General features: G+C 58.0%; 22 protein-coding genes and 2 CRISPR repeat arrays. Of the genes, 9 read left to right on the top strand and 13 right to left on the bottom strand.

Annotated elements, in window-relative coordinates:
* Window positions 1-21: 21 nt before the first annotated feature.
* Entirely contained in the window at window positions 22-1,224 is a 1,203-nt protein-coding gene (nspC, locus tag V3C19_RS04510) for a carboxynorspermidine decarboxylase (protein ID WP_295876922.1), read from the bottom strand.
* 223 nt (window positions 1,225-1,447) lie between these two features.
* Here nspC and V3C19_RS04505 point away from each other — a divergent pair, with 223 nt between their 5' ends.
* Window positions 1,448-2,227 carry a hypothetical protein gene (locus V3C19_RS04505; protein ID WP_290511837.1) on the top strand — a complete coding sequence of 260 codons (780 nt, stop codon included), beginning with the start codon at window positions 1,448-1,450 and terminating at the stop codon, window positions 2,225-2,227.
* Between the two features lie 419 nt (window positions 2,228-2,646).
* Here V3C19_RS04505 and V3C19_RS04500 read toward each other — a convergent pair whose 3' ends face one another.
* On the bottom strand, window positions 2,647-4,317 hold the full coding sequence (locus V3C19_RS04500; protein WP_130083450.1) for a sulfatase: 1,671 nt from the start codon (window positions 4,315-4,317) through the stop codon (window positions 2,647-2,649).
* 180 nt (window positions 4,318-4,497) lie between these two features.
* On the opposite strand from V3C19_RS04500, the gene leuS reads away from it, so the two are divergent.
* Both leuS and rpe read left to right on the top strand, forming a co-directional pair.
* Window positions 4,498-7,071, top strand: coding sequence for a leucine--tRNA ligase (gene leuS / locus V3C19_RS04495; RefSeq protein WP_295934428.1), 2,574 nt, complete (start codon window positions 4,498-4,500; stop codon window positions 7,069-7,071).
* A 25-nt stretch (window positions 7,072-7,096) separates the two neighbouring features.
* On the top strand, window positions 7,097-7,750 hold the full coding sequence (rpe, locus tag V3C19_RS04490; protein WP_295934430.1) for a ribulose-phosphate 3-epimerase: 654 nt from the start codon (window positions 7,097-7,099) through the stop codon (window positions 7,748-7,750).
* Window positions 7,751-7,887: 137 nt separating this feature from the next.
* Here rpe and V3C19_RS04485 read toward each other — a convergent pair whose 3' ends face one another.
* Complete coding sequence (locus V3C19_RS04485) at window positions 7,888-8,424, bottom strand: PEP-CTERM sorting domain-containing protein (protein ID WP_295934432.1); 537 nt, start codon at window positions 8,422-8,424, stop codon at window positions 7,888-7,890.
* On the opposite strand from V3C19_RS04485, the gene V3C19_RS04480 reads away from it, so the two are divergent.
* Window positions 8,425-8,643, top strand: a complete 219-nt coding sequence (locus tag V3C19_RS04480) for a hypothetical protein (protein ID WP_295876913.1) — start codon at window positions 8,425-8,427, stop codon at window positions 8,641-8,643.
* 209 nt (window positions 8,644-8,852) lie between these two features.
* Here V3C19_RS04480 and V3C19_RS04475 read toward each other — a convergent pair whose 3' ends face one another.
* From V3C19_RS04475 to V3C19_RS04460, 4 genes are all read right to left on the bottom strand, one after another.
* Window positions 8,853-9,746 (bottom strand): phosphatidylserine decarboxylase, encoded by an 894-nt coding sequence (locus tag V3C19_RS04475; RefSeq protein WP_130083446.1) that lies wholly within the window; start codon window positions 9,744-9,746, stop codon window positions 8,853-8,855.
* A 62-nt stretch (window positions 9,747-9,808) separates the two neighbouring features.
* A complete protein-coding gene (locus V3C19_RS04470) occupies window positions 9,809-10,456 on the bottom strand; it encodes a tetratricopeptide repeat protein (RefSeq protein WP_330937162.1) in 648 nt (215 codons plus the stop codon).
* Window positions 10,457-10,549: 93 nt separating this feature from the next.
* Window positions 10,550-11,036: direct repeats of the CRISPR family, unit length 31 nt; unit sequence GTTTCAATCCACGCACCCGTGAGGGTGCGAC.
* Between the two features lie 3 nt (window positions 11,037-11,039).
* A CRISPR array of direct repeats spans window positions 11,040-12,170; the repeat unit is 31 nt; unit sequence GTTTCAATCCACGCACCCATGAGGGTGCGAC.
* A 533-nt stretch (window positions 12,171-12,703) separates the two neighbouring features.
* Entirely contained in the window at window positions 12,704-14,557 is a 1,854-nt protein-coding gene (ilvB, locus tag V3C19_RS04465; protein ID WP_130083444.1) for a biosynthetic-type acetolactate synthase large subunit, read from the bottom strand.
* A gap of 151 nt (window positions 14,558-14,708) precedes the next feature.
* Window positions 14,709-15,317: a beta-phosphoglucomutase family hydrolase gene (locus V3C19_RS04460; RefSeq protein ID WP_130083443.1), complete on the bottom strand. Its 609-nt coding sequence runs from the start codon at window positions 15,315-15,317 to the stop codon at window positions 14,709-14,711.
* A 160-nt stretch (window positions 15,318-15,477) separates the two neighbouring features.
* On the opposite strand from V3C19_RS04460, the gene rpsT reads away from it, so the two are divergent.
* Both rpsT and V3C19_RS04450 read left to right on the top strand, forming a co-directional pair.
* Window positions 15,478-15,741, top strand: coding sequence for a 30S ribosomal protein S20 (gene rpsT / locus V3C19_RS04455; protein ID WP_130083442.1), 264 nt, complete (start codon window positions 15,478-15,480; stop codon window positions 15,739-15,741).
* Between the two features lie 78 nt (window positions 15,742-15,819).
* Window positions 15,820-16,041, top strand: a complete 222-nt coding sequence (locus V3C19_RS04450; RefSeq protein ID WP_205068539.1) for a hypothetical protein — start codon at window positions 15,820-15,822, stop codon at window positions 16,039-16,041.
* Window positions 16,042-16,161: 120 nt separating this feature from the next.
* Here V3C19_RS04450 and V3C19_RS04445 read toward each other — a convergent pair whose 3' ends face one another.
* The gene (locus tag V3C19_RS04445; RefSeq protein ID WP_067570032.1) at window positions 16,162-17,361 is read right to left on the bottom strand and encodes a 4-hydroxy-3-methylbut-2-enyl diphosphate reductase; all 1,200 of its coding nucleotides are present in this window, start codon (window positions 17,359-17,361) and stop codon (window positions 16,162-16,164) included.
* Between the two features lie 70 nt (window positions 17,362-17,431).
* Between V3C19_RS04445 and V3C19_RS04440 the strand changes: the two genes are divergently transcribed.
* The 3 genes from V3C19_RS04440 to V3C19_RS04430 are packed head-to-tail and all read left to right on the top strand — an operon-like array spanning window position 17,432 to window position 20,496.
* Window positions 17,432-18,490: a tRNA-dihydrouridine synthase family protein gene (locus tag V3C19_RS04440; RefSeq protein ID WP_295933598.1), complete on the top strand. Its 1,059-nt coding sequence runs from the start codon at window positions 17,432-17,434 to the stop codon at window positions 18,488-18,490.
* A 12-nt stretch (window positions 18,491-18,502) separates the two neighbouring features.
* Window positions 18,503-19,642 carry a transglutaminase-like domain-containing protein gene (locus V3C19_RS04435; protein ID WP_295933601.1) on the top strand — a complete coding sequence of 380 codons (1,140 nt, stop codon included), beginning with the start codon at window positions 18,503-18,505 and terminating at the stop codon, window positions 19,640-19,642.
* Window positions 19,639-20,496: a diacylglycerol kinase family protein gene (locus V3C19_RS04430; protein ID WP_130083439.1), complete on the top strand. Its 858-nt coding sequence runs from the start codon at window positions 19,639-19,641 to the stop codon at window positions 20,494-20,496. Before V3C19_RS04435 ends, V3C19_RS04430 begins: the two co-directional genes overlap by 4 nt.
* A gap of 71 nt (window positions 20,497-20,567) precedes the next feature.
* Here the strand turns inward: V3C19_RS04430 and V3C19_RS04425 are convergent, their stop codons facing one another.
* The 5 genes from V3C19_RS04425 to V3C19_RS04405 form a co-directional block, all read right to left on the bottom strand.
* Entirely contained in the window at window positions 20,568-20,945 is a 378-nt protein-coding gene (locus V3C19_RS04425) for a hypothetical protein (RefSeq protein ID WP_130083438.1), read from the bottom strand.
* 217 nt (window positions 20,946-21,162) lie between these two features.
* Window positions 21,163-21,948 carry an enoyl-ACP reductase gene (locus V3C19_RS04420; RefSeq protein ID WP_295877250.1) on the bottom strand — a complete coding sequence of 262 codons (786 nt, stop codon included), beginning with the start codon at window positions 21,946-21,948 and terminating at the stop codon, window positions 21,163-21,165.
* A gap of 67 nt (window positions 21,949-22,015) precedes the next feature.
* On the bottom strand, window positions 22,016-22,891 hold the full coding sequence (folD, locus tag V3C19_RS04415; protein WP_130083436.1) for a bifunctional methylenetetrahydrofolate dehydrogenase/methenyltetrahydrofolate cyclohydrolase FolD: 876 nt from the start codon (window positions 22,889-22,891) through the stop codon (window positions 22,016-22,018).
* Window positions 22,867-23,592 (bottom strand): lysophospholipid acyltransferase family protein, encoded by a 726-nt coding sequence (locus V3C19_RS04410; protein WP_130083435.1) that lies wholly within the window; start codon window positions 23,590-23,592, stop codon window positions 22,867-22,869. Before V3C19_RS04410 ends, folD begins: the two co-directional genes overlap by 25 nt.
* 15 nt (window positions 23,593-23,607) lie before the next feature.
* Window positions 23,608-25,203 carry a hypothetical protein gene (locus V3C19_RS04405; RefSeq protein ID WP_130083434.1) on the bottom strand — a complete coding sequence of 532 codons (1,596 nt, stop codon included), beginning with the start codon at window positions 25,201-25,203 and terminating at the stop codon, window positions 23,608-23,610.
* Window positions 25,204-25,221 lie beyond the last annotated feature (18 nt).

Genomic DNA, 25,221 nt, shown 5'->3' with positions numbered 1-25,221 from the left:
CAATAAATCTGGTCAAATGTTTCAGCCCAGGCGGGCTTCAAAATCCTCATAGGAAAAACGGCGCACCGTCTCCACGGAACCGTCGTGCTTCTGCACGGCTATGTCCGGATGGGGCACGCCATTGAAAAAGGTGGTTTTCACCATCGTGTAATGGGCCATGTCGTCAAACACAAGCTCGTCTCCCGGAGAAAGGGGTTCCGCAAAGGAATAATCTCCCAGCCGGTCCCCGGCCAGGCACGTAGGCGCCCCCAGGCGGTAAGTAAAGGGCTTTTCACCCGGTTCTCCGGCCACGGCATAGCTTTCCCCCTCCATCACTACGGCGGGCTGCTGCCCGGACCGCAGGGAGGGATTCTCCAAAATCTGGAACACATCCGGCCTGTAGGGCATTTCCAGCGTGTCCGGCATGTGGGCAGAAGCGGAAACGTCCAGAATGGCGTGTTCCACCCCCTCGGAAGAAAAAACATCCAGCACCCGGCAGCGCAGCACGCCGGAATGAATGGCGACCGCCTCCCCCGGCTCCAGCCATACATCCACGCCGTAGCGGAAGCGGATGCCGCGCACCAGCTCCGCCAGCAGTTCCCGGTTGTAGCCGGGCTTGGTGATCCAGTGGCCGCCGCCCATGTTCAGCCAGGAGATCTCCGGCCGGGACAGAATGGAGCCGAAGTACTGTTCCACGGCTTTCAAAGTATCCGCCAAATCCTCCGCGCTCTGCTCGCACAGGGTATGGAAATGCAGCCCGGAAATGCCGGACAAGTCCGCCCCCTGCACCAGCTCCGGCGTCACGCCCAGGCGGGAACCGGGCGCACAGGGATCGTAAAGAGGCGTATGGCCCGTGGAAAATTTGGGATTGATGCGCAGGCCGCACTTCAATTCCCCGGACAGGAAGCGAGGATGCCCCGTCACCTCCTCCCGGAAGAAGTTCCACTGGGTCAGGCTGTTGAAATCAAGGTGGTCGGAAATCTCCGCCAGTTCCGCAATCTCCTCCGGAGCGTATGCGGGGGAATAAGTCAATACATGCTTGCCGAATCTGCGCCGGGCCAGAAGAGCCTCCCACAATCCGGAAGCGCAGCAGCCGTCCAGCAGGGGGCTCAGGCCCTCAAAACAGGGCCAGGTGGAAAACCCCTTCAGAGCCAGCACGACCCGGCACCCCGCGGCATCCGCTACCTCCCTGAGGATGCGGGCGTTGCGTTCCAATGCTGGCTGGCTGACGATAAAGGCGGACATGAAGCAACGACAACCTAAGCGATCTGCAACTATTTGCGAGAAAAATTTTAGTAATTTCCCATCATACCTTCAATTTAAGATATACCAAAGACTTCCGGCCCCGGCGGCCCGCTTCCCCGGGAAGCGGAACCGTAAAAAAACGCCATAAAACGGCACAACCCGCATTCTTTTCCTTGAAATGGCGTGGATTTTCCTCTTTTATAACACAACCATTGCGATTGCCATGACTAACATTCATCCCTTCACCACAGCAGCAGCCTGCATCCTGACCGCAGGGACAGCGCTCTTCACCAGCTCTTGCCAACCAACCTCTCCCGAGAGCTACGCCCGCCAGTTCGCCACCGCGCAGAACGTATCCGTGCACGGATACAACGGCCGCGAAACGCTGACCAGCAGAGTATATGCGGACTGGGGCGGCATGCCGGACAACGCGCGCCGGGCCATGACGGAATACATCAAGGGGGCCGAATGGAAAAAGGCCGACTACATCCGGCCTCAGTACTTCATCCAGGTGGACCGCTCCTTCTGGGTCATCTGCATGGACAACGACGGCAACCTCGCGGGCATCGTTCCCTTCCGTAACGGCAAGGACGCCCGCAAGATTTCCGTCAACAATCACTTCAACATGCTGGTCAACACCACGGACAAGGCTCCGGCCCTGGGCTACGCCATCCTGAAAAACCTGGCCTATGCCGACGGACTGCGCGTCAGCACCCGCAAGGCTGACGGACTGACCACTCCCATCCCGGCGCCTCCCGCTGTAAAAGTAGTCGTTCCGCCCAAGGAAGCCGCTCCGGCCGCCCCCGCCGGCAAACCTGCCGCCGCACCGGCCGCTAATGCCAATGCGGACGCAGACGCGGAAGATGCCGGCAACGCGGTTGAAACGCCCGACGACGCCACGGCAACCGACACGGAAGAAACTCCCGCCACGGATGCCCCGGCTGCGGACAATGCCGCCGAAGGAGACGCCCCCGCTGCGGACGCTCCCGCCGACGACTTTTAAGACAGCCGGCCCGCCGGGGAAGCATCCCTGAACAGGCACTTTGCATCAACAGCCCCGCCCGGTCTTCCGGAGCGGGGCTGTTTCCTATCCCCCCGAACGGGGATGAAAAACGGCACGGAGACGAGCCTCCGGATGAAACCGGGCGGGAACTTTGCACCTCCTTCAGACGCACGCCTTTCATGGCGTCCCGGAGTCCCGCAAGGAAAACGGCTTGACAAAACAATGGCGAAGTACGGCTCTTCACGTATGAAATCCGGAAGCGGAGGTGCAACATCCGGGGAAAAACCGCCATTCCATCCGCATGAAAAACGGCATGCCTTCCCAACCCGCTGCCGGAGATCGGAAAACATGCCGCGTATAGTATAAAGCGGATATGGCTCTCTCTATGCAACAACGCCGGAGAAGCACCAAGACCAGGATTACTTCACCTGGTCAGGCCACGGCACTGACGTGCCCTCGGCAACTCCCAGGGAATTTCCCTTCTTGTAAGTGGGCATCAGAGCCTTCCTCTCCCGGAGCAGCCTGCCCATCACGGAAGCCATCTCCTTCACTTTCTTCGGTTCCGCGGAAGCCAGGTTATTCTTTTCGCTAATATCCTTCCGCAGATTGTACAATTCAAAACTCTGGTCCCCGTGACGGTAAATCAACTTCCAGTCACCGCGCCGCAGTGCGGTGGAAGCGCCGTACTGCGTTGCCTGGCGGCTGCCTTCCCCCCAGTTGTTGGGCTGGTGGAACAAAAGGGGACGGTCGGCGGGGAATTGCGCCCCTTTCAGCAGGGGCACCAGGCTGAGGCCGTCCAGCTTCTGCGGTGTTTTCAAATTCCTGCATCCGGCCATATCGAGCAGCGTTGGCAGAAAATCGTCAATAATGACCGGCACGGAGCACCGGGCACCTCCCTTGGTGACTCCCGGCCAGGAAATAATCATCGGCTCACGGATGCCGCCCTCCATGCACCCTCCTTTGCCGAAGGAAAGCGGATAATTGGAATCCACGTTGCCAAGCCTTCCGGAGATGGCCAGCCCCCCGTTGTCAGACATGAACACCAGCACCGTATTTTTATCCAGATTGTTGTCCTTCAAGTATTTCATGATGTCCCCCAGGCTCTTGTCCATCCCTTCGATCAGGCCGGAGTAATGTTTTTCCCTCGGCGACCACGCGTGACCGTCCTGCGGGTCTTTATAGGCATCCGCAAACCTCTTGTCATACGCGCGTTCATCCAGCGGGGAATGAAGGGCATACTGGGCCAGGTACAGATAGAAGGGCTTTCCCGCTTCCTTGGGATTGTTCCTGATGGCCTCCAGCCTCTTGATGGCCTCCTGGGTCAGCGCCTCCGTCAGGAACACGTCGTCCTGGTAATAATTATTTTCATCCAGTCCGCGCACATGGTTGAAACCCTTTCCGTAATGCTTGGAGCCGCGATAATCCGCCGGATGTCCGATTTCCGTACCGGCAATATTATAGTCAAACCCCATGTTCAGCGGGTTGGAGCCTGGCGTTCCCTGCGTGCCGAAATGAGCCTTCCCGCAGTGCACGGTCACATAGCCGCACTTTTTCAGCAGCTGGGGCAGCGTGATTGCCGTGGCGAAGGGACGGGTCATGTTGTAGTGCATGTCCTCTCCGGAAATGGGGCGCTTCGTCACTCCCTTGGCGGGCGTTCCGACTGGCTGAAGACCGTTGAGGGCCCAATCCGGCGGCTGGAGATTCTTGCTATTCTGGTCTGTCGTCTGGTTTTGCTGCCTGACCCAGTTGGTCACCCGGTGGCGGCTCGGATTCATGCCGGACATCAGGCTCACGCGCGACGGCGTGCAGAGGGGGTGCGCATACGCATCCGTAAACGTCATGCCCTGGGCGGCCAGTTTCTCCATGTTCGGCGTCCGGTAGCGTTTATTCAGGAAAGTCTTGACCGGCTGGCCCTTTTCATCCGTCCAGAACGGCACGGACGTATCCTGCCATCCCATGTCATCCACCAGGAAAACAATGATATTGGGCTTTTTTCCGGAAACGGCATGGGAGGAATTCTGGGCCGACGCCCCTGCAAGCAGGGAGAGTACGCCGCAGGCGGCGGAGAGGAAACAGACTGTGAACTTCATGATTTTTTAGTTAATAACGTCAGGACAAACCTTTCAACGTTAAAATACGCATCCTGCGTCTCTGGTCTTTCTTTTTTTTCCGGAAAAAGGGATTGATTCTCTGAAAGGTCCGGAAACGCCTGACGTCGCCGGGGTTTAGACTTGATCGCCCCCCCGCCGGAGTATACATTCCTCCGCATCATGTCCGAGCGCAAGAAACCATATCCTTTTGACGTCTTTGAGCCCAAATGGCAGCAGATCTGGGACGAACGAAAGACTTTCAAGACAGGCAACCCCGGGGATGAGGGATTTGACGCTTCCCGGCCCAAGTGCTACGTGCTGGACATGTTCCCCTATCCCAGCGGCGCGGGCCTCCATGTGGGCCATCCGGAAGGGTACACCGCCACGGACATTGTGGCGCGCTTCAAGCGCATGAACGGCTTCAACGTGCTTCACCCCATGGGCTGGGACTCCTTCGGCCTTCCTGCGGAGCAATACGCCATCAAGACCGGGCAGCATCCGGCCATCACCACCTTCCGGAACATTGACAACTTCCGCCGCCAGCTCAAGATGCTGGGCTTTTCCTATGACTGGGACCGGGAAATCGCCACGACGGACCACGAATACGTGCGCTGGACCCAGTGGATCTTTCTCCGTCTTTACAACTCCTACTACAACAGGGAACTGAAAAAGGCGCGCCCCGTCTCCGAACTGGAGGCCCAAGGTCTCACCCGCGAGGAAATCGACCAGCGGCGCCTGGCCTACGTGGCGGAAGTGGCCGTGAACTGGTCCCCGGACCTGGGCACCGTGCTCGCCAATGAGGAAGTGGAGGAATGGAAAGCCAAGGGCCACCACGTGGAACGCCGCCCGCTGCGCCAGTGGATGCTGCGCATCACGGACTATGCCGAACGCCTGATTGACGAACTGGAGCCCCTGGACTGGCCGGAATCCATCAAGCTGCTCCAGCGCAACTGGATAGGCAAGTCGGAAGGGGCGGAAGTGGACTTTGAGCTGGGCGGGGAAACCATCACCGTTTACACCACGAGGCCGGACACCCTCTTCGGCGCCACCTACATGGTCCTTTCCCCGGAACACCCGCTGGTGGACGCCGTCACCACGCCGGAACGGAAAGAAGCCGTGGAGCAGTACCGCGCCCAGTGCGCCTCCAAGAGCGATCTGGAACGCACAGACCTTTCCAAGGAAAAAACGGGCGTCTTCACCGGCGCGCATGCCGTGAACCCGGTCAACGGAGAGCAGATTCCCGTCTGGATTGCGGACTATGTGCTGATGGGCTACGGAACCGGGGCCATCATGGCCGTTCCCGCCCACGACGAACGCGACTTCGAATTTGCCGGAGTATTCGGCCTTCCGGTCCTCCAGGTGGTGCAGCCGCCCAACGAAGATACCGACTGGCGCGGCTACTGCGGGTATGAGGGCACCAGCGTGAACTCCGGCTTCCTGACCGGGCTGCCCACGCCGGAAGCCAAGGAAAAAATGATCCTGTGGCTGGAAGAGCGCGGAAAGGGACGCCGCAAGGTGAACTACAAGCTGCGCGACTGGCTCTTCTCCCGCCAGCGCTACTGGGGGGAGCCCTTCCCCATCGTCTGGGAGGACGGCCGCCACCGCGCCATTCCGGAAAACGAACTCCCCCTGCTCCAGCCCGCCCTGGACGACTTCGCCCCCACAGGAGACCCCCGCGGACCGCTGGTCAAGGCCACTGAATGGATCGCCTACACGCCCACGGCGCACCGGGAAACCAACACCATGCCGCAGTGGGCCGGCTCCTGCTGGTATTACCTGCGCTACCTGGACCCGAAAAACAGCGAACGCTTCGTCAGCCGCGAAGCGGAACAATACTGGATGGGCTCCGCAGGCACGCCCGGCGGCGTGGACCTGTACGTGGGCGGCACGGAACACGCCGTGCTCCACCTGCTCTATGCCCGCTTCTGGCACAAGGTCCTCTTTGACCTGGGCTACCTCAGCACCAACGAGCCATTCCAGAAACTCGTCAACCAGGGCCTGATCCTGGGCGAAGACGGGCAGAAAATGTCCAAGTCCCGCGGCAACGTCGTCAATCCGGACGACATCGTGCGCGAATACGGTGCGGACGCCCTGCGCCTGTATGAAATGTTCATGGGCCCGCTGAAAGACGTAAAACCCTGGGCCACCAAGGGTGTGGAAGGCATCTCCCGCTTCCTGGCCCGCGTCTGGCGCGTGGCCTTCCAGGAAAACCAGGAAGGGGAATGGGAAATCAATCCCAAGCTCGTCTCCGGTGCGCCGGAAGCCGCCGTGCTGCCGGTCCGCAAGGAACTGCACAAAACAATCAAAAAGGTGACGGACGACATTGAAAGCATGTCCTTCAACACCGCCATCGCCAAAATGATGGAATGCACCAACGCCATGACCTCCGCGGACGTGGTGGATGTGCAGGACTACGTGGCGTTCCTGACGTTGCTCAACCCGTTTGCCCCGCATATTACGGAAGAAATCCATGCACGCCTTCAGGCGGCATTCCCCGACGTGCCGGAAACACAGCTCTGCCAGAAAAACTGGCCCGCCTGCGATGAAGCCCTGCTGGTGGAAAACACGGTGCCGATGGTCATCCAGGTCAACGGCAAGCTGCGGGACAAGCTGGAAGTGCCCAGGGACATCTCCCGGGAAGAACTGGAAAAGCTTGCCCTGGCATCTTCCAAGGTAAAAGTCTTCCTGGACGGCGTAACGGTACGAAAAATCATCGTCGTGCCCGGCCGCCTCGTCAATATCGTAGCCAATTAACCTTACAGGAAAGGATGCCCCGACCATGACCATGATCGCCCCGTCATTGCTGGCCGCCGACTTCTCCAGAATAGGGGAAGAGGCGCGCCGCGCCTTTGAAGCAGGAGCCGACTGGCTGCACCTGGACATCATGGACGGCCACTTTGTGGACAACATCTCCTTTGGTCCTGAAATCTGCGCCGCCGTCAGAAAGGCGGTGGGACCGGACCGTTTTCTGGATGCCCATCTGATGATCGAACGGCCGGACCACTACTTTGGCCGTTTTGTCAAAGCGGGCGTCAACCTTATCTGCTTCCATGTGGAACTGGGGGATGAATACTACATCCACAACACTCTCAAACGCATCCGCAGGGCGGGCGTGAAAAACGGGCTGGCCGTCAATCCGGCTACTCCCTTTGAAACCCTGCTTCCGTTCCTGGGAGAAATAGACCTGCTGCTGGTCATGTCCGTGGTGCCCGGGTTCGGCGGACAATCCTTCATGCCCTCCGTCCTGGACAAGGTGGTGAAAGCCGCGGAATGGAGAGCAGACCACCAGGCATCCTTCCTGATTCAGATGGACGGCGGCATCGGCAAAAACAATGCCGACCAGTGCGCATTGGCGGGAGCGGACGTTCTGGTGGCGGGGTCCTCCACCTTCAAGGCCGCGGACATGGCCCAGGCTATTGCAGAAATGAAATAACTGCCGGAGAAGCCGGCATTTTCTCTCTTTTGCCCCCTCATTTCCCGTTTCTTTCCTTTCCTGCCGGGTACCCAACAAAAAACCGGCATCCCTCCACGAGGAATGCCGGACTTGGTAAGACAATTGCGGAATGGCCGTCAGGCCCTGCGTCTGCGCATCAGCAGAGCTGCCAGCCCCAGAATTCCCAGAGAAGCGGTTGCGGGTTCCGGAATGGGCGCCACGGTCGCTTCCGCCTTGAAGGACGGCCCCCAGCCTCCCGACTGTACACTGGTAAACCCTGGGTTCGTATAAACATCGCCAATGTCCACTCCGTCGGCTTCCTTCCCAATCCTCAGCCGGGCGCTGACAAAATTCACGCCATCCCATACGGTATCATCCGTAATTTGCACCGTGGTGAAAGCCACGTAATAAGTCACTCCGCTATTGAGCTCCAGATTATTAAAAGAGGCACTCTGCCATGAGGCGGAGCCATCCGCCGCGCCCTCCCCTGCCATGTCAATCGTTGTAGTGGACTGCCCGACAAACGTAGAACCGTCCTTGGTGGTGGCGGAGGAAAAAATCGTGACGTACAAGCCGTTATTGGCATCCGTCCTGTTGGTGGCCTCGGCAATATCCAGGGACTGGAGATACACTGTTGAATTCTGGGCAATGCCGGACCCGGAGGAAACAAGCATATGGTCCAGATCAAAGGAAAAACCGTAGTAGGCTCCATATCCCCCGAAGTCAGGGTGGAAGGATCATCCTGGGTCGTGGTGCTTAGAATGGTGGCAGCCTGCGCAGTTGCCAGGGATGCCACCATGCCGAGAATGCATAAACATTTCATAACCTTTATCTATGAGGGGAGTGAAACACGGGAAAAATACCGCAACAAAAAGAAAATAACGGATTCTTAATCCGTACATTTATTTTGCCGTTTGTCCCCCGTATAACTTCTAGAAGGTCATGGGTAAAGAGAAATGGTCAAAAAAGACCAGAGCTAAATTAGAATGATCATTTTCAATGTTTTATGAAAAAACAAGGCATTCATTATTAATAATTCACGTTGTTAACGGATAGGGATCCGGGGAATACCGTCTCATCCTCCCTTTCCAGATATCTGTCATTAAACAGATTTACCCATCATATCTCCCTGACGGGCAAACACTTCTATTCCTTCTCCCGTTTTTTTCAGAAGATCGGGAGCCAGCCTGATTCTGCCCGGTTCAAAAAAACACATCACTGTGGAGCCGCCAAATGCAAAATATCCCTTCTCCGCCCCTCTGGCAGCAAACTCTTCCGGAACGTAAGTCTCTTCAATAAGCCCTACGCCGGTGGCGCCCACCTCCAGCATGGCCACTTGACCCCAGGACTCCGACTGGATGAGCGTCAAATTCCGCTTGTTCGTCCACAGCCATGACAGGCTCCGGCTCAGGCAATACGGAGACACGCTGGCCAGGGGGCCGCCCATTCTCCTCCACATGCCGGGAATGCCGGAAACGGGAAAATGAAAGCGGTGATAATCCGTAGGACACAGGCGGGAAAGAACCACGGCGCCCTCCGCATACCGCTCCGCCAGGGAGGCATCCCCAAGCAGCGCGGGAAGATCGAAACGCTGGCCTTTCACAAAAACGCCGCTGATGCGGTCTGCCCGCTCCCAGCCCATGTGGCGGGCGTCCGCCGGGAAAACAGCCGTCTCCTCCCCTCCGGACAACGGACGCGCCCCGGCTTTCAGGCGACGGTAGAAAAAATCGTTGAAATGTTTAAACTCTCCCAGCCCTTTGAGGGACTCCTCCATGTTAATGCCGTACTCCTCCACAAAGGCGGGAATGCCTTTGGCGCTGGAAGGCCGGTTCTTCCACCACCCCATCAGGGCGGAAAACATGCCGCGCTTGACCAGAGCATGCAGGGCAAGCCTCCCGGAAGCGGTGCCGTAAATCCACTGGAGGTACTTCTCCCCCAGCACCTGTTCCTGCTCCACTCGGCCCGTATAACGGTTATAATAGCTTATGCCCTCCATGAAAGGCATAGAGTGTCGTTCCCTGCCCTTTTTGTCCAGTCGAAAGACAGCCTCCTGACGGACTAGGAACCCTTCAGCCGTTCCAAGGCATCCTCGGCGCCGAATGCCAGACTGCCTGCCGCACGTTCATACCATTCCCGTGCAAGGTTCAAGTCCTGCGGCACTCCGTTGCCGTGTTCATAACAGGCGCCCAGCAGGTACTGGGCATCTGCCTCGTCCCCTTCCTCCGCCGCTTTTCTCAGCCAATGCATGAATAAAGCGTCATTCTTCTTCACCAGCCCCCCTTCCCGGTACTCCAGAGCCAGCGCAAACATGGCCTCCGGCTCCTCCTGCTCCGCGGCGCGCTGAAGCCAGAACAGAGCCTTGGCGTCATCTTTCTGTACAGCCAGTCCTTCTCTGAAACACTCGTACAGGCAAAAGGCGGCGTCCCTGTCTCCGGCATTGGCCTCCCGATTCAATCCGGGAAGCGCCTTGTGAAACCACTCATCCGCCAATACGGCATCTCTGGAAACGCCATTTCCCTTCTGATACATGCGTCCCGCCTGAAACTGGGAATACGCATCGCCCGACTCCGCCTTCCGGATAATGCTCCCCCATAACTCCTTCAACGATCTGTCCACCTTCCTGAGCTGCCACTTGGAATACAGCCACAGCGCTCCCCCTGCCAGAAGTACCAGAAAGAGGGGACTCCACTCCAAAAGATCTTTCAACCAATCCTTTTGCATACCGTACTCATATCACTCTTTTTCCTCCTTCCTGTCCATCACAAACTGCAAGTATGCAACATATAACAGCGTCCCCGCGTTGCAATCCACACACTCGTGAGGGTGCGACGTAGTAGCAATATCAAACGTGGCGCCCTGACATAGTTTCAATCCACGCACCCGTGAGGGTGCGACGGAAACCATCACGGGTACCCTCAACTCCATTGACCGTTTCAATCCACGCACCCGTGAGGGTGCGACCCGGCCGCCCTGATTGTTGTGCAGCTGGCGCGTGTTTCAATCCACGCACCCGTGAGGGTGCGACGCATTGGTTCATACGCAACGAATAGGGGCAACGCGTTTCAATCCACGCACCCGTGAGGGTGCGACTGTCTATGAGCAGCTGCGGAAGTTTGCCAAGCCTGTTTCAATCCACGCACCCGTGAGGGTGCGACTTACAGGGAATTAGGGGGAAAGATAGCAAGCATAGTTTCAATCCACGCACCCGTGAGGGTGCGACTTATGACCGACGCCGAATTTGCCAACCTCCCCGCGGTTTCAATCCACGCACCCGTCTTCCCCAATCGGAGTTTCAATCCACGCACCCATGAGGGTGCGACAGGCACCTATCAAGGACCGGACTTGGTCGGAGATGTTTCAATCCACGCACCCATGAGGGTGCGACTAAGTTGTTTGCGTAGAATCTCAAGGTGCGCGGAGTTTCAATCCACGCACCCATGAGGGTGCGACTTATCTCATGGGCCTGAATAATTTTACAGTGTCGGTTTCAATCCACGCACCCATGAGGGTGCGACTCGGAATGTACTTGTCGATTAGCACAAGCGAGTTGTTTCAATCCACGCACCCATGAGGGTGCGACGCGCAGCTCGTCGCTGCAGTCGGCCGGGAGCTTGTTTCAATCCACGCACCCATGAGGGTGCGACAGTTATTGCACGCGTCCAGGACTGGATGAGCGACGTTTCAATCCACGCACCCATGAGGGTGCGACCAGAGGCGCCTCCACCGACACCGAGCAGCGCAAGTTTCAATCCACGCACCCATGAGGGTGCGACATTACGCATTAAAAATGAATGGGATGCGGAAAGAAGTTTCAATCCACGCACCCATGAGGGTGCGACTTGTAGGTAGAGACCCTATCCAAAAATTGAAGGGGTTTCAATCCACGCACCCATGAGGGTGCGACTCTATTCTAGATTCCCCGAGGTTCAGCCTAAAAGGTTTCAATCCACGCACCCATGAGGGTGCGACACTGGATGCTGGTGAAGCGTGCCCTGCTGGCGTGGTTTCAATCCACGCACCCATGAGGGTGCGACTGCGTCTGACTACGATGACCAACCTTCTCCAAGAGTTTCAATCCACGCACCCATGAGGGTGCGACTCCGGCAAGTTCCTCCATGTCACCATTGCCAAGGTTTCAATCCACGCACCCATGAGGGTGCGACTCTAACTGCCGCCAATGATTTCGTTGAAATCCTGTTTCAATCCACGCACCCATGAGGGTGCGACCGGTATTGCCGGGGAGTGATAAATGATTGCATGGTTTCAATCCACGCACCCATGAGGGTGCGACGCATGGGCTCGGTGGTCTTCGTCGGGAAGGACAGGTTTCAATCCACGCACCCATGAGGGTGCGACTGCTTATTCCAACACAAACATTTTCATTCAAAAGTTTCAATCCACGCACCCATGAGGGTGCGACGGCCTGAAGCGCAGGGATTGAAGGTCAGAGGTCCAAATGGCGTTTTGCGCCAACCTGTTCAATCATCCTGCGCTTTGCAGGTCGTAATGATGAGTGGTTCGTTTGTCAATCTTCAAGCCTCAATGACGTACAGAGTGCGCCAGTTTCCCGGCGATTTTCTGTGAGCTTGGGGTTGGCGCAAGGGGGCCGCAGCAGAAAGGACATGCACGAATTGTTTCATGTTCCTGCCATGACCGCTTTGTGCACAGTCAGGTGGTATGCCGACATGCTAGCCATTCCCTGGGGGAACGTCCAGAAGCTTCTTCGAACACCACCGTCATTCCCGGCTTGTCTTTCATCCGTATTCCCGGTTCATTTTTCCAGGACAGTCCCGGCATTTGTCCACAGAGTTTTCAAGGGTGAGTTCCGCTTTTTTTCCGGCCTCCATTTTCATTCCCGCCCATTTGTTAGTTTCTTTTCCGCCAACATGAAACGGGGCCGCCCTCAAGGGCGGCCCCGTCTTGAATGATGGTGAACGGGAAATGTTTTTCGCCCTACAGGGCGGTCGGGATTTCCTTGCCGAGTTCGGACGCCTTTTTGGCAGTACCGTCGCCGGCGATGCGTTCCAGGATCACGTCCTTGTAACTCATGCCGCCCAGAATCATCGGCAGAACATGCACGTCATGGGGAACCATCACGTCCAGAACGTATGCCTCCGGGGATTCAATCATGCGGGTGATTGCTGCGGGAAGTTCCTCAATGCGGAGCACACGCTCGCATTTGACGCCGAACCCGGCGCAGATGAGCGGATAATTCGGGTAGATGATATCTTCCGTCTTGTGGGTGGGGTCGTAGTCGTCGTGCGGGTCCGCCAGGAAGGTCTGCGCGCGGTTGGAGTCGTACTTCAGGTCTTCCCACTGTACTACCATGCCCAGATGCTGGTTGTTCAGGATGATGCATTTGACGGGCATGCGCTCCACGTGGATGGTCGCCAGCTCCTGAATGTTCATGAGCATGGAGCCGTCTCCGTCTATGTTGACGACCAGCTTGTCCGGATAGGCCAGGCAGGCGCCCATGGCGGCGGGGAGGCCGTAGCCCATGGTGCCCAGGCCGCCGGACGTGGCCAGGCGGCGGGGCTTGTCAAATTTGAAGAACTGGGCGGCGAACATCTGGTGCTGGCCCACGCCGGTGCAGATGATGGGGTCCTTGTCCGCCGTCTGGCGGTAGAGTTCCTCAATCACGGACTGCGGAGCGATGTAGCCCTTGCGGTCTTCATAGGAGAAGGGGTACTGTTCCTTCCAGCCTTCGATCGTCTTGAACCATTCCGGCGTACGGGTGAAGCCGGAGGATTTGCGTTCCCACCCCTTCCCTGCCAGGGCCGCGTTGAGAACGCCGAGGGCGTCCTTCACGTTGGCGCGGATGGGATGGGCGACTTTTTTGTTTTTGTTAATCTCGGACGCGTCAATGTCAATGTGGACGATAGTGGAGTCCGGACAGAACATGCTGACGGCTCCCGTCACACGGTCGTCAAAGCGTGCGGCCAGGGCGATGACCAGGTCCGCTTCATTCACGGCATTGTTGGCAAACACGGCTCCGTGCATGCCCAGCCATCGGAGGGAGAGCGGGTGAGTTTCCGGCATGGCCCCGATGCCCATCAGGGTGGTTGCCACGGGAATCTGGGTGCGTTCCGCGAATTCCAGCAGGTCCGCGGAGGCTTCCGCGGTGATGATGCCGCCGCCGGCATAGATGACGGGACGGCTGGCGTTTTCAATCAGGGGGATGAGGGCTTCCAGCTCTTCCACGGGAACGGGCAGCACCGGATTGTAGCCGGGGAGGTCCATTTCCATGTCGAAGTCCGGAGTGAAGACGGCTTCCTGCACGTCCTTGGGCATGTCAATCACCACAGGGCCGGGACGGCCCGTGGAAGCGATGTAAAAGGCTTCCTTCATGATGCGGGGCAGTTCTTCCGGTTCCGTGACCAGATAACTGTGCTTCACGATGGGGGCGGTCATGCCGAACACGTCCGTTTCCTGGAAAGCGCCGCGGCCAATCAGGGAGCGCATGACCTGCGCGGTGATAGCCACCAGGGGCGTGGAGTCCAGATAGGCGTCCGCAATGGAGGTGATCATGTTGGTGGCGCCGGGGCCGGAAGTGGAGATACAGACGCCCACCTTGCCCGTAACACGGCCGTAGCCTTCCGCTCCAAACGCGCCGCCCTGTTCGTGGCGGGGGAGGATGGTCCGGATTTTGGGCTGATGGCTCAGGGCCTGGTGAATCGGCATGCTGGCGCCGCCGGGATAGGCAAAGACGACGTCTACACCTTCACGCACGAGGCATTCCACGAGCACTTCGGCTCCTGTCATGCGGGTTTTCGTCGGGGCGGATGATGTTTTGTCGTTTGTACTCATGTGCAAATAATATTTTTATTTGTTGCGTAGGAAAAGAGGTTCTAGCGCATTCCGCGCGCAATGTGAAGCCTTTTCATCCAAAAGTCAGAGGCGTGCCGCCTGCGGGAATACGCCGGGAAAAGACGCCGCGGCACAGGCGCGGCGGATAGTATCAGGAGAGGGACGGCCTGCGCACCCGCACGCAGTCCATGCCTGCGGCGGCAGCCGCGGCAATGCCCGGAACGGCGTCTTCAAACACCACGCAGCGGGAGGGGGCGGCCCCCAGCCGTTCCGCGGCCAGCAGGAACATGTCCGGAGCCGGTTTGCCGTGTTCCACGTCCTCAGGGGTTAAAATCACGTCGAACAGTCCCGTCAATCCGGCGGCGGCCAGGGTGCGGCGCGCGCCGGGAATGGCGCTGCCCGTGGCAATAGCCTTGGGGGCATCCCCCAGGGAGTGCACGAATTCCAGCACTTCCCCGATGGGCTGCATGCCTTCCTGCTCCAGCATTTCCAGATAAATGCGGCGCTTGTCCGCCGCGGTGGATTCCGCATCCATCACCAGCCCGTAGCGTTCATTCAGGAAGTACACCACGTCATTGGCGGATTTTCCGCCGCAGGAGTAGAATTCATCCTCCCGGAAGACGGATGCGGGAGCTCCTGCGCGGGCCAGGGCCTTGCGCCATGCCTTGTAGTGGAGGGGCATGCTGTCCACAAGAGTGCCGTCCAGGTCAAAAATATATCCTTCATATTTTTTCTCAGGCAAATCCACGCGCTTGTTCATGACGGCGCTTATGATGCCACGCCTCCGTTTTCCGGTAAAGCCCGCAGTCTGACCGCATGCGGCCGGAATGGCTTAAAAAATACATCCTGAGCTTGACATTTTATCCTGTTATTCTAATGTTTCTGCCACCTCGAAACGAAAACCGAACCTTTTTTCGAACATGGCCAATACCAAATCCGCACTCAAGCGCATCCGTCAGACCGCAACCCGCACCGCCCGCAACCGCGCCACGACTTCCAAGCTGAAAACTCTACGCAAGAAGATTTCCACCGCTGTTGAAACGGCTGACAAGGAAGCCGCCGCCACCGCTTACAACACGTTTTCCTCCGCAGTTGACAAGGCCGCCAAGGTAGGCACCATCCCCGCCAACCGCGCCGCCAACTACAAGAGCAAGGCCGCCAAGGCCATCGCAAAAATCGCCTAAGTTTTCACTTCGGTTTTCTGTCGATCTTATGGCAAGCCGCTCTGTTTATCTGAGCGGCTTGTTTTTATTATGACTCCCATGCAGCAATCCCGCCTGGATAAAGCCAAACTGATCATCGACCGCCCCGCGGATTTCAAGGTCTGCGAAGCCTGCGGCTCCATCGTATCCGAAACCACTGCGGCATGCCCCAACTGCAACGCCTACCGCTTTGACGCCAATCCGGATTACGTCGTGGAACAGGCCGTGCTGCTTGCCTCCCGCGAGCAGCGTTCCGTCACGCCGGAAGATCTGGAAAAGTAGGACTTTCGCCGCCCGGCCTTCCTTCCGGGCCGCCATTCCGCCTCAGCAGTTTTTTCAGGAGCCTCCCCTTCCGGGGCAGGCTCCTTTTTCATCTCTCCGTGCAGGAACGACAGACCGTTTCTATTTGCGGAGGTCTGCAATGCGCAGGATAGTCGCCTCAATCAGGTTGGCCGGGCACGAGGCTCCCGCCGTAATGCCCACTTTCAGGGATTTGCCCAGATTCTGCACTACGGGCTCCGTGGTCATTCTCCGGACTTCCCGCGTTTCCGTATCAAAGGCGTCCACATACTGGATGGATTTGATGCTTTCAGCGGACTCAATGAAGTAGGTGGGGACGTGTTTCCTGGCGATGTCCACCAGATGCGTGGTATTGGAGCTGTTGTAGCCGCCCACCACAAACATCACGTCCAAGGGGTTTTTCAAGAGATCGTACAGCGCGTCCTGACGGTCCTGGGTAGCGCCGCAAATGGTGTCGAACACATAGAAGTTGTCGTCGTCGCCGTCGCGCTGGACGATGGCGTCCCTGATCATTTTCTGGAGCGTCTGGGTTTCCGTCTTGAGCATGGTCGTCTGGTTGGCGATGCCCACTTCCTCCAGATCGCGGTCCGGGTCAAATCCGGGGGAACAGCAGCCTTCAAACCGTTTCATGAAGGCTTCCCGGCTGCCTTTGCCGAGGATGTAGTCGCATACGGCGGCGGCATCCTCCAGGTCATAAACCACCAGGTATTTTCCCCTGCCCTTTTCACCCAGGGCGCGGGAAGCCGTCGCGCTGGTTTCCTCATGGGTGGCTTTGCCGTGAATGATGGAGGTGATGCCCATGGAGGCGTAGTTTTTCACCCTTTTCCACACTTTCATGACGTCCCCGCAGGTCGTATCCACGATCTGGACTCCCTTTTCCTCCAGCGCGTCCATGAAGGAGGTGGGAACGCCGAAGGCGGGAACGATCACCACGTCGTCCGCGACAATTTGATCATAAGAGGCGTCCAGATGCTTCCAGGGAAGTTTTTTAATGCCCTTCCCCTCCAGCTGGCGGTTTACCTCCGGATTGTGGATGATGTCGCCGATCAGGTAAATCTGCCGGTCCGGGAAGACCTTGCGCGCCGCATAGGCGATGTCGATGGCGCGGCGGACGCCGTTGCAGAATCCGAATTCCCTGGCCAGGAAGAATTCCGTATGGCCCAGGTTGTACACATTGCCCGCGGCGCGGATGTGGGAAATCAGTTCGCTCTGGTAATGCTGCTGGATTTCCTTCTCCACCAGTTCCATCACCTCGGCGCGTCTCACGTTCACTCTGGCTTTGCGGGTTGAGTCCTGATTCATGCTCACAGCTTCCACACTTTCCTTCTTTCGTCAAGACAATCACAGCTTGCCAAGCCGGGCTTTTCACGGTATGCACAAGCCCATGCTGCTGGCCCTAGCCCCGATGAAAGACGTCACGGACCTGGCTTTTATCAAGACGTTGAACGACTTGAATTCCCTGCCGGATTATTTCATTACGGAGTATTTCAGAACGGTGGCCCATCACAAAAAGATGGACCCGTACATCATGCGCTCCATAGACGAAAACCCGACCGGGCGCCCCATTTACGGCCAGCTGGTGGGCCAGGAGCCGGAGCACCTGGTCCGGGATGCCCTGAATCTGATGAACCACGCCTGCGCCGGGGTGGACCTGAACATGGGCTGCCCCGCCCCCATCGTGTGCAGGCGGGGTGCCGGAGGCGGCATGCTGCGCTCCCTCCGGGCCATGGATTCCGCCCTGGGAGCGCTCCGGGACGCCCTGCCCGCCGGAGGCTTTTCCGTCAAATGCCGCCTGGGCTACGAGACCCCGGACGAGTTTGAACGCATTCTCCCCGTCATCGCCCGGCACGCACCGGACCGGGTATGCATTCATGCCCGCACCGTGCGGGAGGGCTACCGTTCCCCCGTGCATCCGGAGTGGGTCAAATGGGCGGCGGAAACGCTGAAATGCCCGGTCATCGCCAACGGGAATATCGTGGACATGCAAACGGCGGAGGCATGGGTGAGGCTGGCGGCTCCGGCCGGCCTGATGGCAGGCAGGGCCGCCCTGCGCAATCCGTGGATTTTCTCCCAGCTACGCGCCCACTTCCGGGGGGAAGCCGCAACTGCCCCCACGTTCCGGGACCTCCTCCGCTACATCCGCAGCCTGTACAAACGCACGCTGGAAATGCAGGACCATTACGTGGAGGAAAAACACATCCACCGGATGAAAAAGTATCTGGTCTATACTGCCCGGGGCCTTCCGGAAGAGTTTGACCACCACATGAAACGGGCCAAAACCTCGCGCGATTTCATGCACATCTGCGAGGAGATTCTGGACAATGATACCCCCTTCCCGCCCACCCCTCCGGAAGATACCCACCTGTTCGCCCATTTCAACGCCCTTCTCACTCAAGAGAAGGCTTGTCTCCCTGCCGGAATTCAGCTATGAATGGCGACGTTCATGAATCCGCTGCCGCATGTCTTTCTGCTGGGCGTGACTGCCGCCCTTTGCTCCGCTCATGATTCCGTCACCCAGGGCATGGAGTTTTTACGCGCCTACATGCCGGAACAGGACAAGCCGGTGATTACGGAAGAGCGACTGAAGAGAGAGGTCAGGCTGGCCCTGGACGTCCGCAGCCGCTTCCCTTGGGCGGGCAAGGTTCCTTGGGAAGTTTACGAGAACGACGTGCTGCCTTACGCCGTGGTCAACGAACCGCGCGACGAATGGAGGGAGCAGTTCCGCAACCTTTTCGCTCCGCTCGTCTCCTCCTGCAAAACTGGGCGGGAAGCAGCCCTCACCGTAGCCGCCTGCATCCAGAAGACGCTGCACGTGAAATATTCCACGGAGAGGAGAGTCCCCCACCAAGGTGTGAAGGAGTCTCTGGAGTCCGGCAAGGTTTCCTGCACCGGGCAGAGCATTTTGCTCATTTGCGCCCTGCGCTCCATCGGCATTCCGGCCCGCATGGCGGGCGTGGTCACCTGGAACCACGTCCGGGGCAACCACAACTGGGTGGAAGCCTGGTGCGACGGAGAATGGCGGATGCTGGAGTACAATGAAAAGGATTTCAACACGCCTTGGGTCATGTCCGCCATCAGCATGCTGGACCCCCGGAAACCGGAGAACGCCATTTACGCCACATCCTGGAAGAAGAAGGCGGAAGGAATGTTTTTCCCCCTGGTCTGGGAGGCCCGCTACGACAGGAAAAGGAACGCGCTGGAGTTTCCCCCTGAAAGCCGGATTGTCCCCGCCGTCAACATCACCAAACGCTACATGAAGCTGGCTTCCTCCTGGGCGGCTTCCCAGCCGGAATACGTTCCCGGCAGCAAGCTGATGCTGGACATCACGGAGGATGAGGGAGGCAAACGCCGGAGACTGCCCCTCCATGTCTCCCTCAAGACGGAAGAAGGGGTAGTTCTGGCGGAAGGCGTCACACCCGGTCCGTCCGACGACATGCGGAAGTTTCTGGAAATTACGCTGCCGGAGAAAGTGAGCCGGGGCATGCTGGAATTCCTCCTTCCTGACGGGACCGTGCGCAGGGAGGCCATCACGCATACGGAGGCTCCGGTGCAGATTCTGAATCTTTCCGCAAGTCTCCGATGAAGATTCCCCTGTTCTTCAACAACACGGCGCGGAGCGCCAGGGCGGGACGCTTCCGCCGGTGGCTGGAGAGATATGGTACCGTTTTCGACGTCATGGAGCCGGAAAGCAGCGAGGACATGCTGAACCGCCTGGCTGCCCAGGCGCGTTCCGGGGCACCCGCCGTAGCCGTGGCGGGCGGCGACGGCACGCTGAGGCTGGCGGCCCGCGCCCTCTGCAATACGGATACGGCCCTGGCCCTCTTCCCTGCGGGAACGGCCAACGTTTTTTCCCGTGAAATGGGATTCCGGCAGAATTTCGACCACGCTCTGCATGTGCTGAAAACGGGACGGACCAGGAAGGTCGACCTGTTTGCCTTCAATGGTCAGCCCTTTCTTCAAATGGCGGGCATCGGAGCGGACGGACGCTCCGTGGAGCTGACGACATGGGAGATGAAGAAGAAGTGGAAGGCCTTCGCTTACGTAATCGCTGGAGCCAGGGCTTTCACGGAACGGCAGCCGTTCCTGACCCTGACGACGGATGACGGCAGGGTGCTGGAGGGACGCTCCATCATCTTCGGCAACGGCCGGAGGTACGGCGGCCCCATGAAACTGTTTGCAGAGGCAAATAATGAAGACGGCCTTTTGGATGCCGTGGTGTTCAAGCATGCGGCTCCTTCCATCATCAGAGAAAGCCTGCTGGCACTCGTTCACGGAGGGTTTCATTCCCTGCGCTACGGCGGTTTTGAATATGTGCGGATGACGGAAGGACAAGTTGCCGCCATCGGCCATGCGGCTTGTGAACTGGATGGAGATTATGCGGGAGACGCCCCCGTGCAAATCACGCGTGCCGGCAAGCTCAAAGTTTTCGCTCCGTAAAGACTCCCACCGGGCGGAAAAATCCGCTCCGGCCCATTCATCCGTACCGGGAAAATGCGTTTCATGCCGCCCTACCAGGGCAGGAAGCGCGAGAACGTATCCAGAATATGGGAATAGTGAAGAACATGGTTTTCCGGCACGCCGAAGAATATCAGAATGATGACGGCATCCAGAACGGCCGCGACGGCAATCCATTTAATGAAGACAGGCAGCAGAGAGAAAGAATCATGCAGCATGATCCATTCCTGCATCACGAATGAATAGTCCGCGCCGGAATCAAAAAGGCGGAATTCCTCAGACAGTTCCTCAAAGGTCATTTCGCGGGGGCAAATGTAATTCTTGGCTTCGATTCCCACACCGCAACAATGCAGGCCGCTTCCGGCCAGAGAAGCTTCCATATAGGCGCCCTCCCCGTTGAGCAGGGAAATACGGGAGTCATGAGTAGCCATACGGTATTGGTTCAGCATTTCCTCCAGGCTGCCGCATGCCTCCCCGTTATATGAATAACGATAGGGGACTGTCACTCGTGGACTCTAATCAACCGGAAAGCGGCGTGCAAGATTTTTTTGTCCTGAATACAGGAACCCAGGCCCTTTCATCCCGTTTGGCCTGAAAAAAGCCGTGCCGGCAAGCGGCACGGCCCAAAAGAAAATAAATCACAGAGCGTTACATGCCCATGATCTGGTAGCCTCCGTCCACGTAAATCACCTGGCCGGTGATGGCGGCTGCGCCGTCGCTGGCCAGGAATACGCCGGTAGCGCCCAGTTCCTCGCCCGTACAGGAACGGCCCAGAGGGGCGTGTTCCTCATAAACCTTGAACATGGTGGAAAAGCCGGAAACTCCACGGGCTGCAAGCGTCTGCATGGGACCGGCGCTGATGCAGTTGACGCGGATGCCGCGGGAGCGGCCCAGGTCGTACGCCAGGTACCGGGTGCAGGCTTCCAGGGCGGCCTTGGAAACCCCCATCAGGTTGTAGTTGGGCACCACCTTTTCAGACCCCAGGTAGGACATGGCCAGAATGCTGCCGTTGTCGGACATCATCGGCTCCACAGCGCGGGAAAGCGCCACCAGGGAATAAGCGGAGATATCGAGGGAAATCTTGAAGGCGTCCCGTCCCGTTTCCAGGAAACTGCCGCCGCCAAGGGCTTCCTTGGGTGCAAAGGCTACGGAATGTAGCATGCAATCCACCTTGTCCGTGTGTTTGCGGACATTTTCAAAGAAAGCATTGATGGATTCGTCACTGCTCACGTCCAGATCATAAACGGGAGCGTCTTCACCGAAGTTTTCATGAATCAATTTGATCACGCCGTCCTTGAGGCGTTCGCCCTGATAGTTGAAGATGAGCTTTGCGCCCGCTTCATGCCATGCCTTGGCAATCGCGAAAGCGATACTGCGCTTGTTCGCCACGCCGACTACGACACCAACTTTGCCTTCGAGTAATTTACTTGACATAATGGTAGGTGAATACTGCCCTACTTTCCCTCTTTTGACAAGAAAAACGGGCGTCACCGGAAATAGGCTACGCCCCCGTCTGCTGGCGGCAGGCCTTGACCGTGTTGGCCATCAGCATGGCGATGGTCATCGGTCCCACGCCTCCGGGAACGGGCGTGATGGCCCGGCACCTGGGCGCCACTTCATCATAGGCTACGTCACCCACGATGCGGTATCCGCGCTTGGCTGACGCGTCTTCCACGCGGTTGATGCCCACGTCGATCACGACGGCGCCGTCTTTCACGAATTCCGCCGTTACAAAGGAGGGGCGACCGATAGCCGCGACAATGATATCTGCGGAACGGCAGAGCTCCGGAAGGTTTTTCGTGCGGGAATGAGCTACGGTCACCGTGGCGTTGGCTTGCTTGGACATCAAAAGATGGGCCATCGGCTTGCCCACGATCATGCTGCGGCCGATCACCACCGCATTGGCACCCGCGGTTTCAATGCCCGCAGCCTTCAGCAGCCTGATGCAGCCCAGCGGCGTGCAGGGTACAAAGCCGGATTCGTCCTCCATCACCAGTTTGGCGACGTTTTCCGGATGGAAGCCATCCACGTCCTTGGCCGGGTCTATTTCCAGCACAACGGCAGCCTCGTCAATATGGGGAGGCGGGGGGCTCTGCACGAGAATGCCATGGATAGAGGCATCCGCATTCAATCCCCTGATGACCTCAAACAGTTCCTCCTGGGAGGCATCCGCAGGGAGGACGATTTTCCGGGAATGCATGCCCAGTTCTCCGCATTTCTTCACCTTGGAATTGACATATACCTGGGAAGCGGGGTCATCCCCCACCAGGACTACGGCCAGGCCCGGCGTAATCCCGGCCGCCTTGAGCCGGTCAATGTCTCCCTTAACCTCTTCCAGAACCTGGGAGGCCACTAGCTTTCCGTCGATGATTTGCATAATTTTGATTGAGTAAGTGGAGGGAAGTCCGGGACACCTTCCTGCATCATGCCGGCCAGCAGCCGGCCATATTCCGCCACTTGTTCATCCGTGATGCCCGGAGGGATGAACAGCCTTTTTTTCCAGAGAATGTTTACGTTGGAACCCGGCTTCGGGATGGCGTAATGGTCCCATGCCTTGTTCAGGCGCCAGTAGCTTTCATATTCTATGCAGACGGGGATAATAGGCAAACCCGTTTGCGAGGCCAGCCTGATGATGCCCGGCTGCACTTGGTACATGGGCCCACGCGGTCCGTCCGGAGTGAAACAAAAGCAGACGTTTCCCTCCCGGATTTTCCGGAGCATTTCCATGTAGGCTATAGCGCCCCTGCGCCCGGAGGAACCTCTGACGGCTTCCAGGCCGAAGTATTTGCAAACGGCCTCCACCAGAGCACCATCCTTGCTGGCGCTTGTGAGCACGCACATGTTAAGCGGCTTGTGCGCCAGGTGCCAGGCGTATCCCGGCACGACGGTGCGGTTGTGCCAGAGGGCTACGAGGAAAGGCGTCGTGTACACATCGTCGTGTTCCTCCTTGATGGAGCGGATATTCAGACTCATGCACAAAGGCTGCAAGAGCGACCACAGACCCAGCCCGGCCATCTGCGTCCACCAGCGGGTCCGCTTTTCAGTCGTTTTCCGTAAATTGGGAAGGGGAGGAAGCATGAAACGGCGACAGTATTACATGAATCCGTCCACGGTGATGCGGCCGGGAGACGGAACGGGAGAAGCCGGAGAGGAGCCGCCCGCCCCGCCGGACGGATAAGCTGGAGGAAGAATGCCGGATTCCGCGGCGGATTTCAATTCCTGAAGCATGGCGCCGGAGTTGTCCGAGGGTGATGCCGCCGTCCCGGAAACCTTCACGGTGATGACGAAGTCATGTCCATCCTGTGTGACTCCTTTGGGAATGCGGCGGCCATTTGCCATGTAGGAGGGCAGTTTGAATACAAGTTCCCCGGATACATTGGGACCGCTGCAATGCAAGTTGCCCGTAACGCCCAGGAAGCTTTGTTCAAACAGGGATATATCTTTCAAGGAAACGGACTGGTCCGTACCATCGCTTTCCATCATAAAGGAACCGGACGAGAATACGGGAGAGGAATACGGCAGGCCCGTTTCCATCCTGCGTTCCGTCATGGCCTTCAAAAGCTGGAACACGGGAAGGCGCATCATGGAAGCCTTGATGACGGACCCGCTGATACCCTGCAGTGACGGCCTTTTCTGTTCCGGTCCTACGGGAAGGGAGAAAGTCACGCTCAATTCGCGCTTTTCCTCCACGGGTTGTTCACCCATGCGCACCTTGATCAGTGAAGAGAAACATTCCCCGACGAGCTGGGACAAGTCAAAGTTTCTGCCGGTCAGTGTCCAGTGGCGGTGACGGAAGTCGTTGTCCAGGCGCATGCTGCCCGTAATCATGAAGGGACTCAAGTCCGTAGGCTTGTTGAACATGGCCCCCTTGTCCACAAAGCCGGAGAAGGTGAGCCGCTTGATGCCGAAACTGTCCAGAATAATGGAGCCCGCATCCACGGCCAACAGGGGCCACCCCTTGATTTTCAATTTTTGCTGAGAAAGGTCCAGTACATATTCCGTGGACGTCCCGCCATTCCTGGCAGTACGGATGTAGGCTTCCGCCGTCAGGTAAAAAGGCCCTTCGTTCCTCTCCAGGGTGAAAGGCTCCAGCTCATGGACATAACCCACTTCCAGGCGCGGAACTGTATAGCGCTGAAAAGCGAACGGCAGTTCCTTCCCCGTCCGAGGCAGAGAGAATTTGGTGTATCCCGGGCGCAGGCCGATGGTAGCTTGTGACACATTGAGGCTTTCCCCCTTCACCCTGCCCAGAAACAGGGAAGTCGCGGAAATTTCCCCGGAAATTCCGTTCAGTGTGATGAAGGAAAGGCAGGAGTCTTCCGGAAAGGTGATCCTGATGCGGGAAGCTTTCAGGGAACGGCCATCCATGGCCATTCCGGAAACTTCCACATCTCCCCCCCACGCAGCGGACAGTTCTTCTTGCATGCGGCTGGAAAATTCCACCGTATTGAATGAAGTCAGCCGATACATGTACGTTCCCACCAGTCCTCCGGCGACAAGCAAAATCAGAATACAGAGGCCTATCAAGAAACGCTTGTTTTTCAAAGCGGCCTTTTTGTCGCCCTGGTGTTCATCACTGTAAGAGCGGCGGCGCTTTTCCACACGGATGACCTTGGAGCCGTCCGGGCGCACCACCACTTCCCTTCTCCGCTCCACGCCGCGGGAATCGGAGTCATGTAACTGGCGCATGATATTCCCCGCACCCTG

Origin of the sequence: Akkermansia sp. AE01SA01, from assembly GCF_036417395.1 — a bacterium.
In the GTDB taxonomy this organism is placed as follows: Bacteria; Verrucomicrobiota; Verrucomicrobiia; order Verrucomicrobiales; family Akkermansiaceae; genus Akkermansia.
This window is presented reverse-complemented; position numbering and strand designations above follow the sequence as displayed.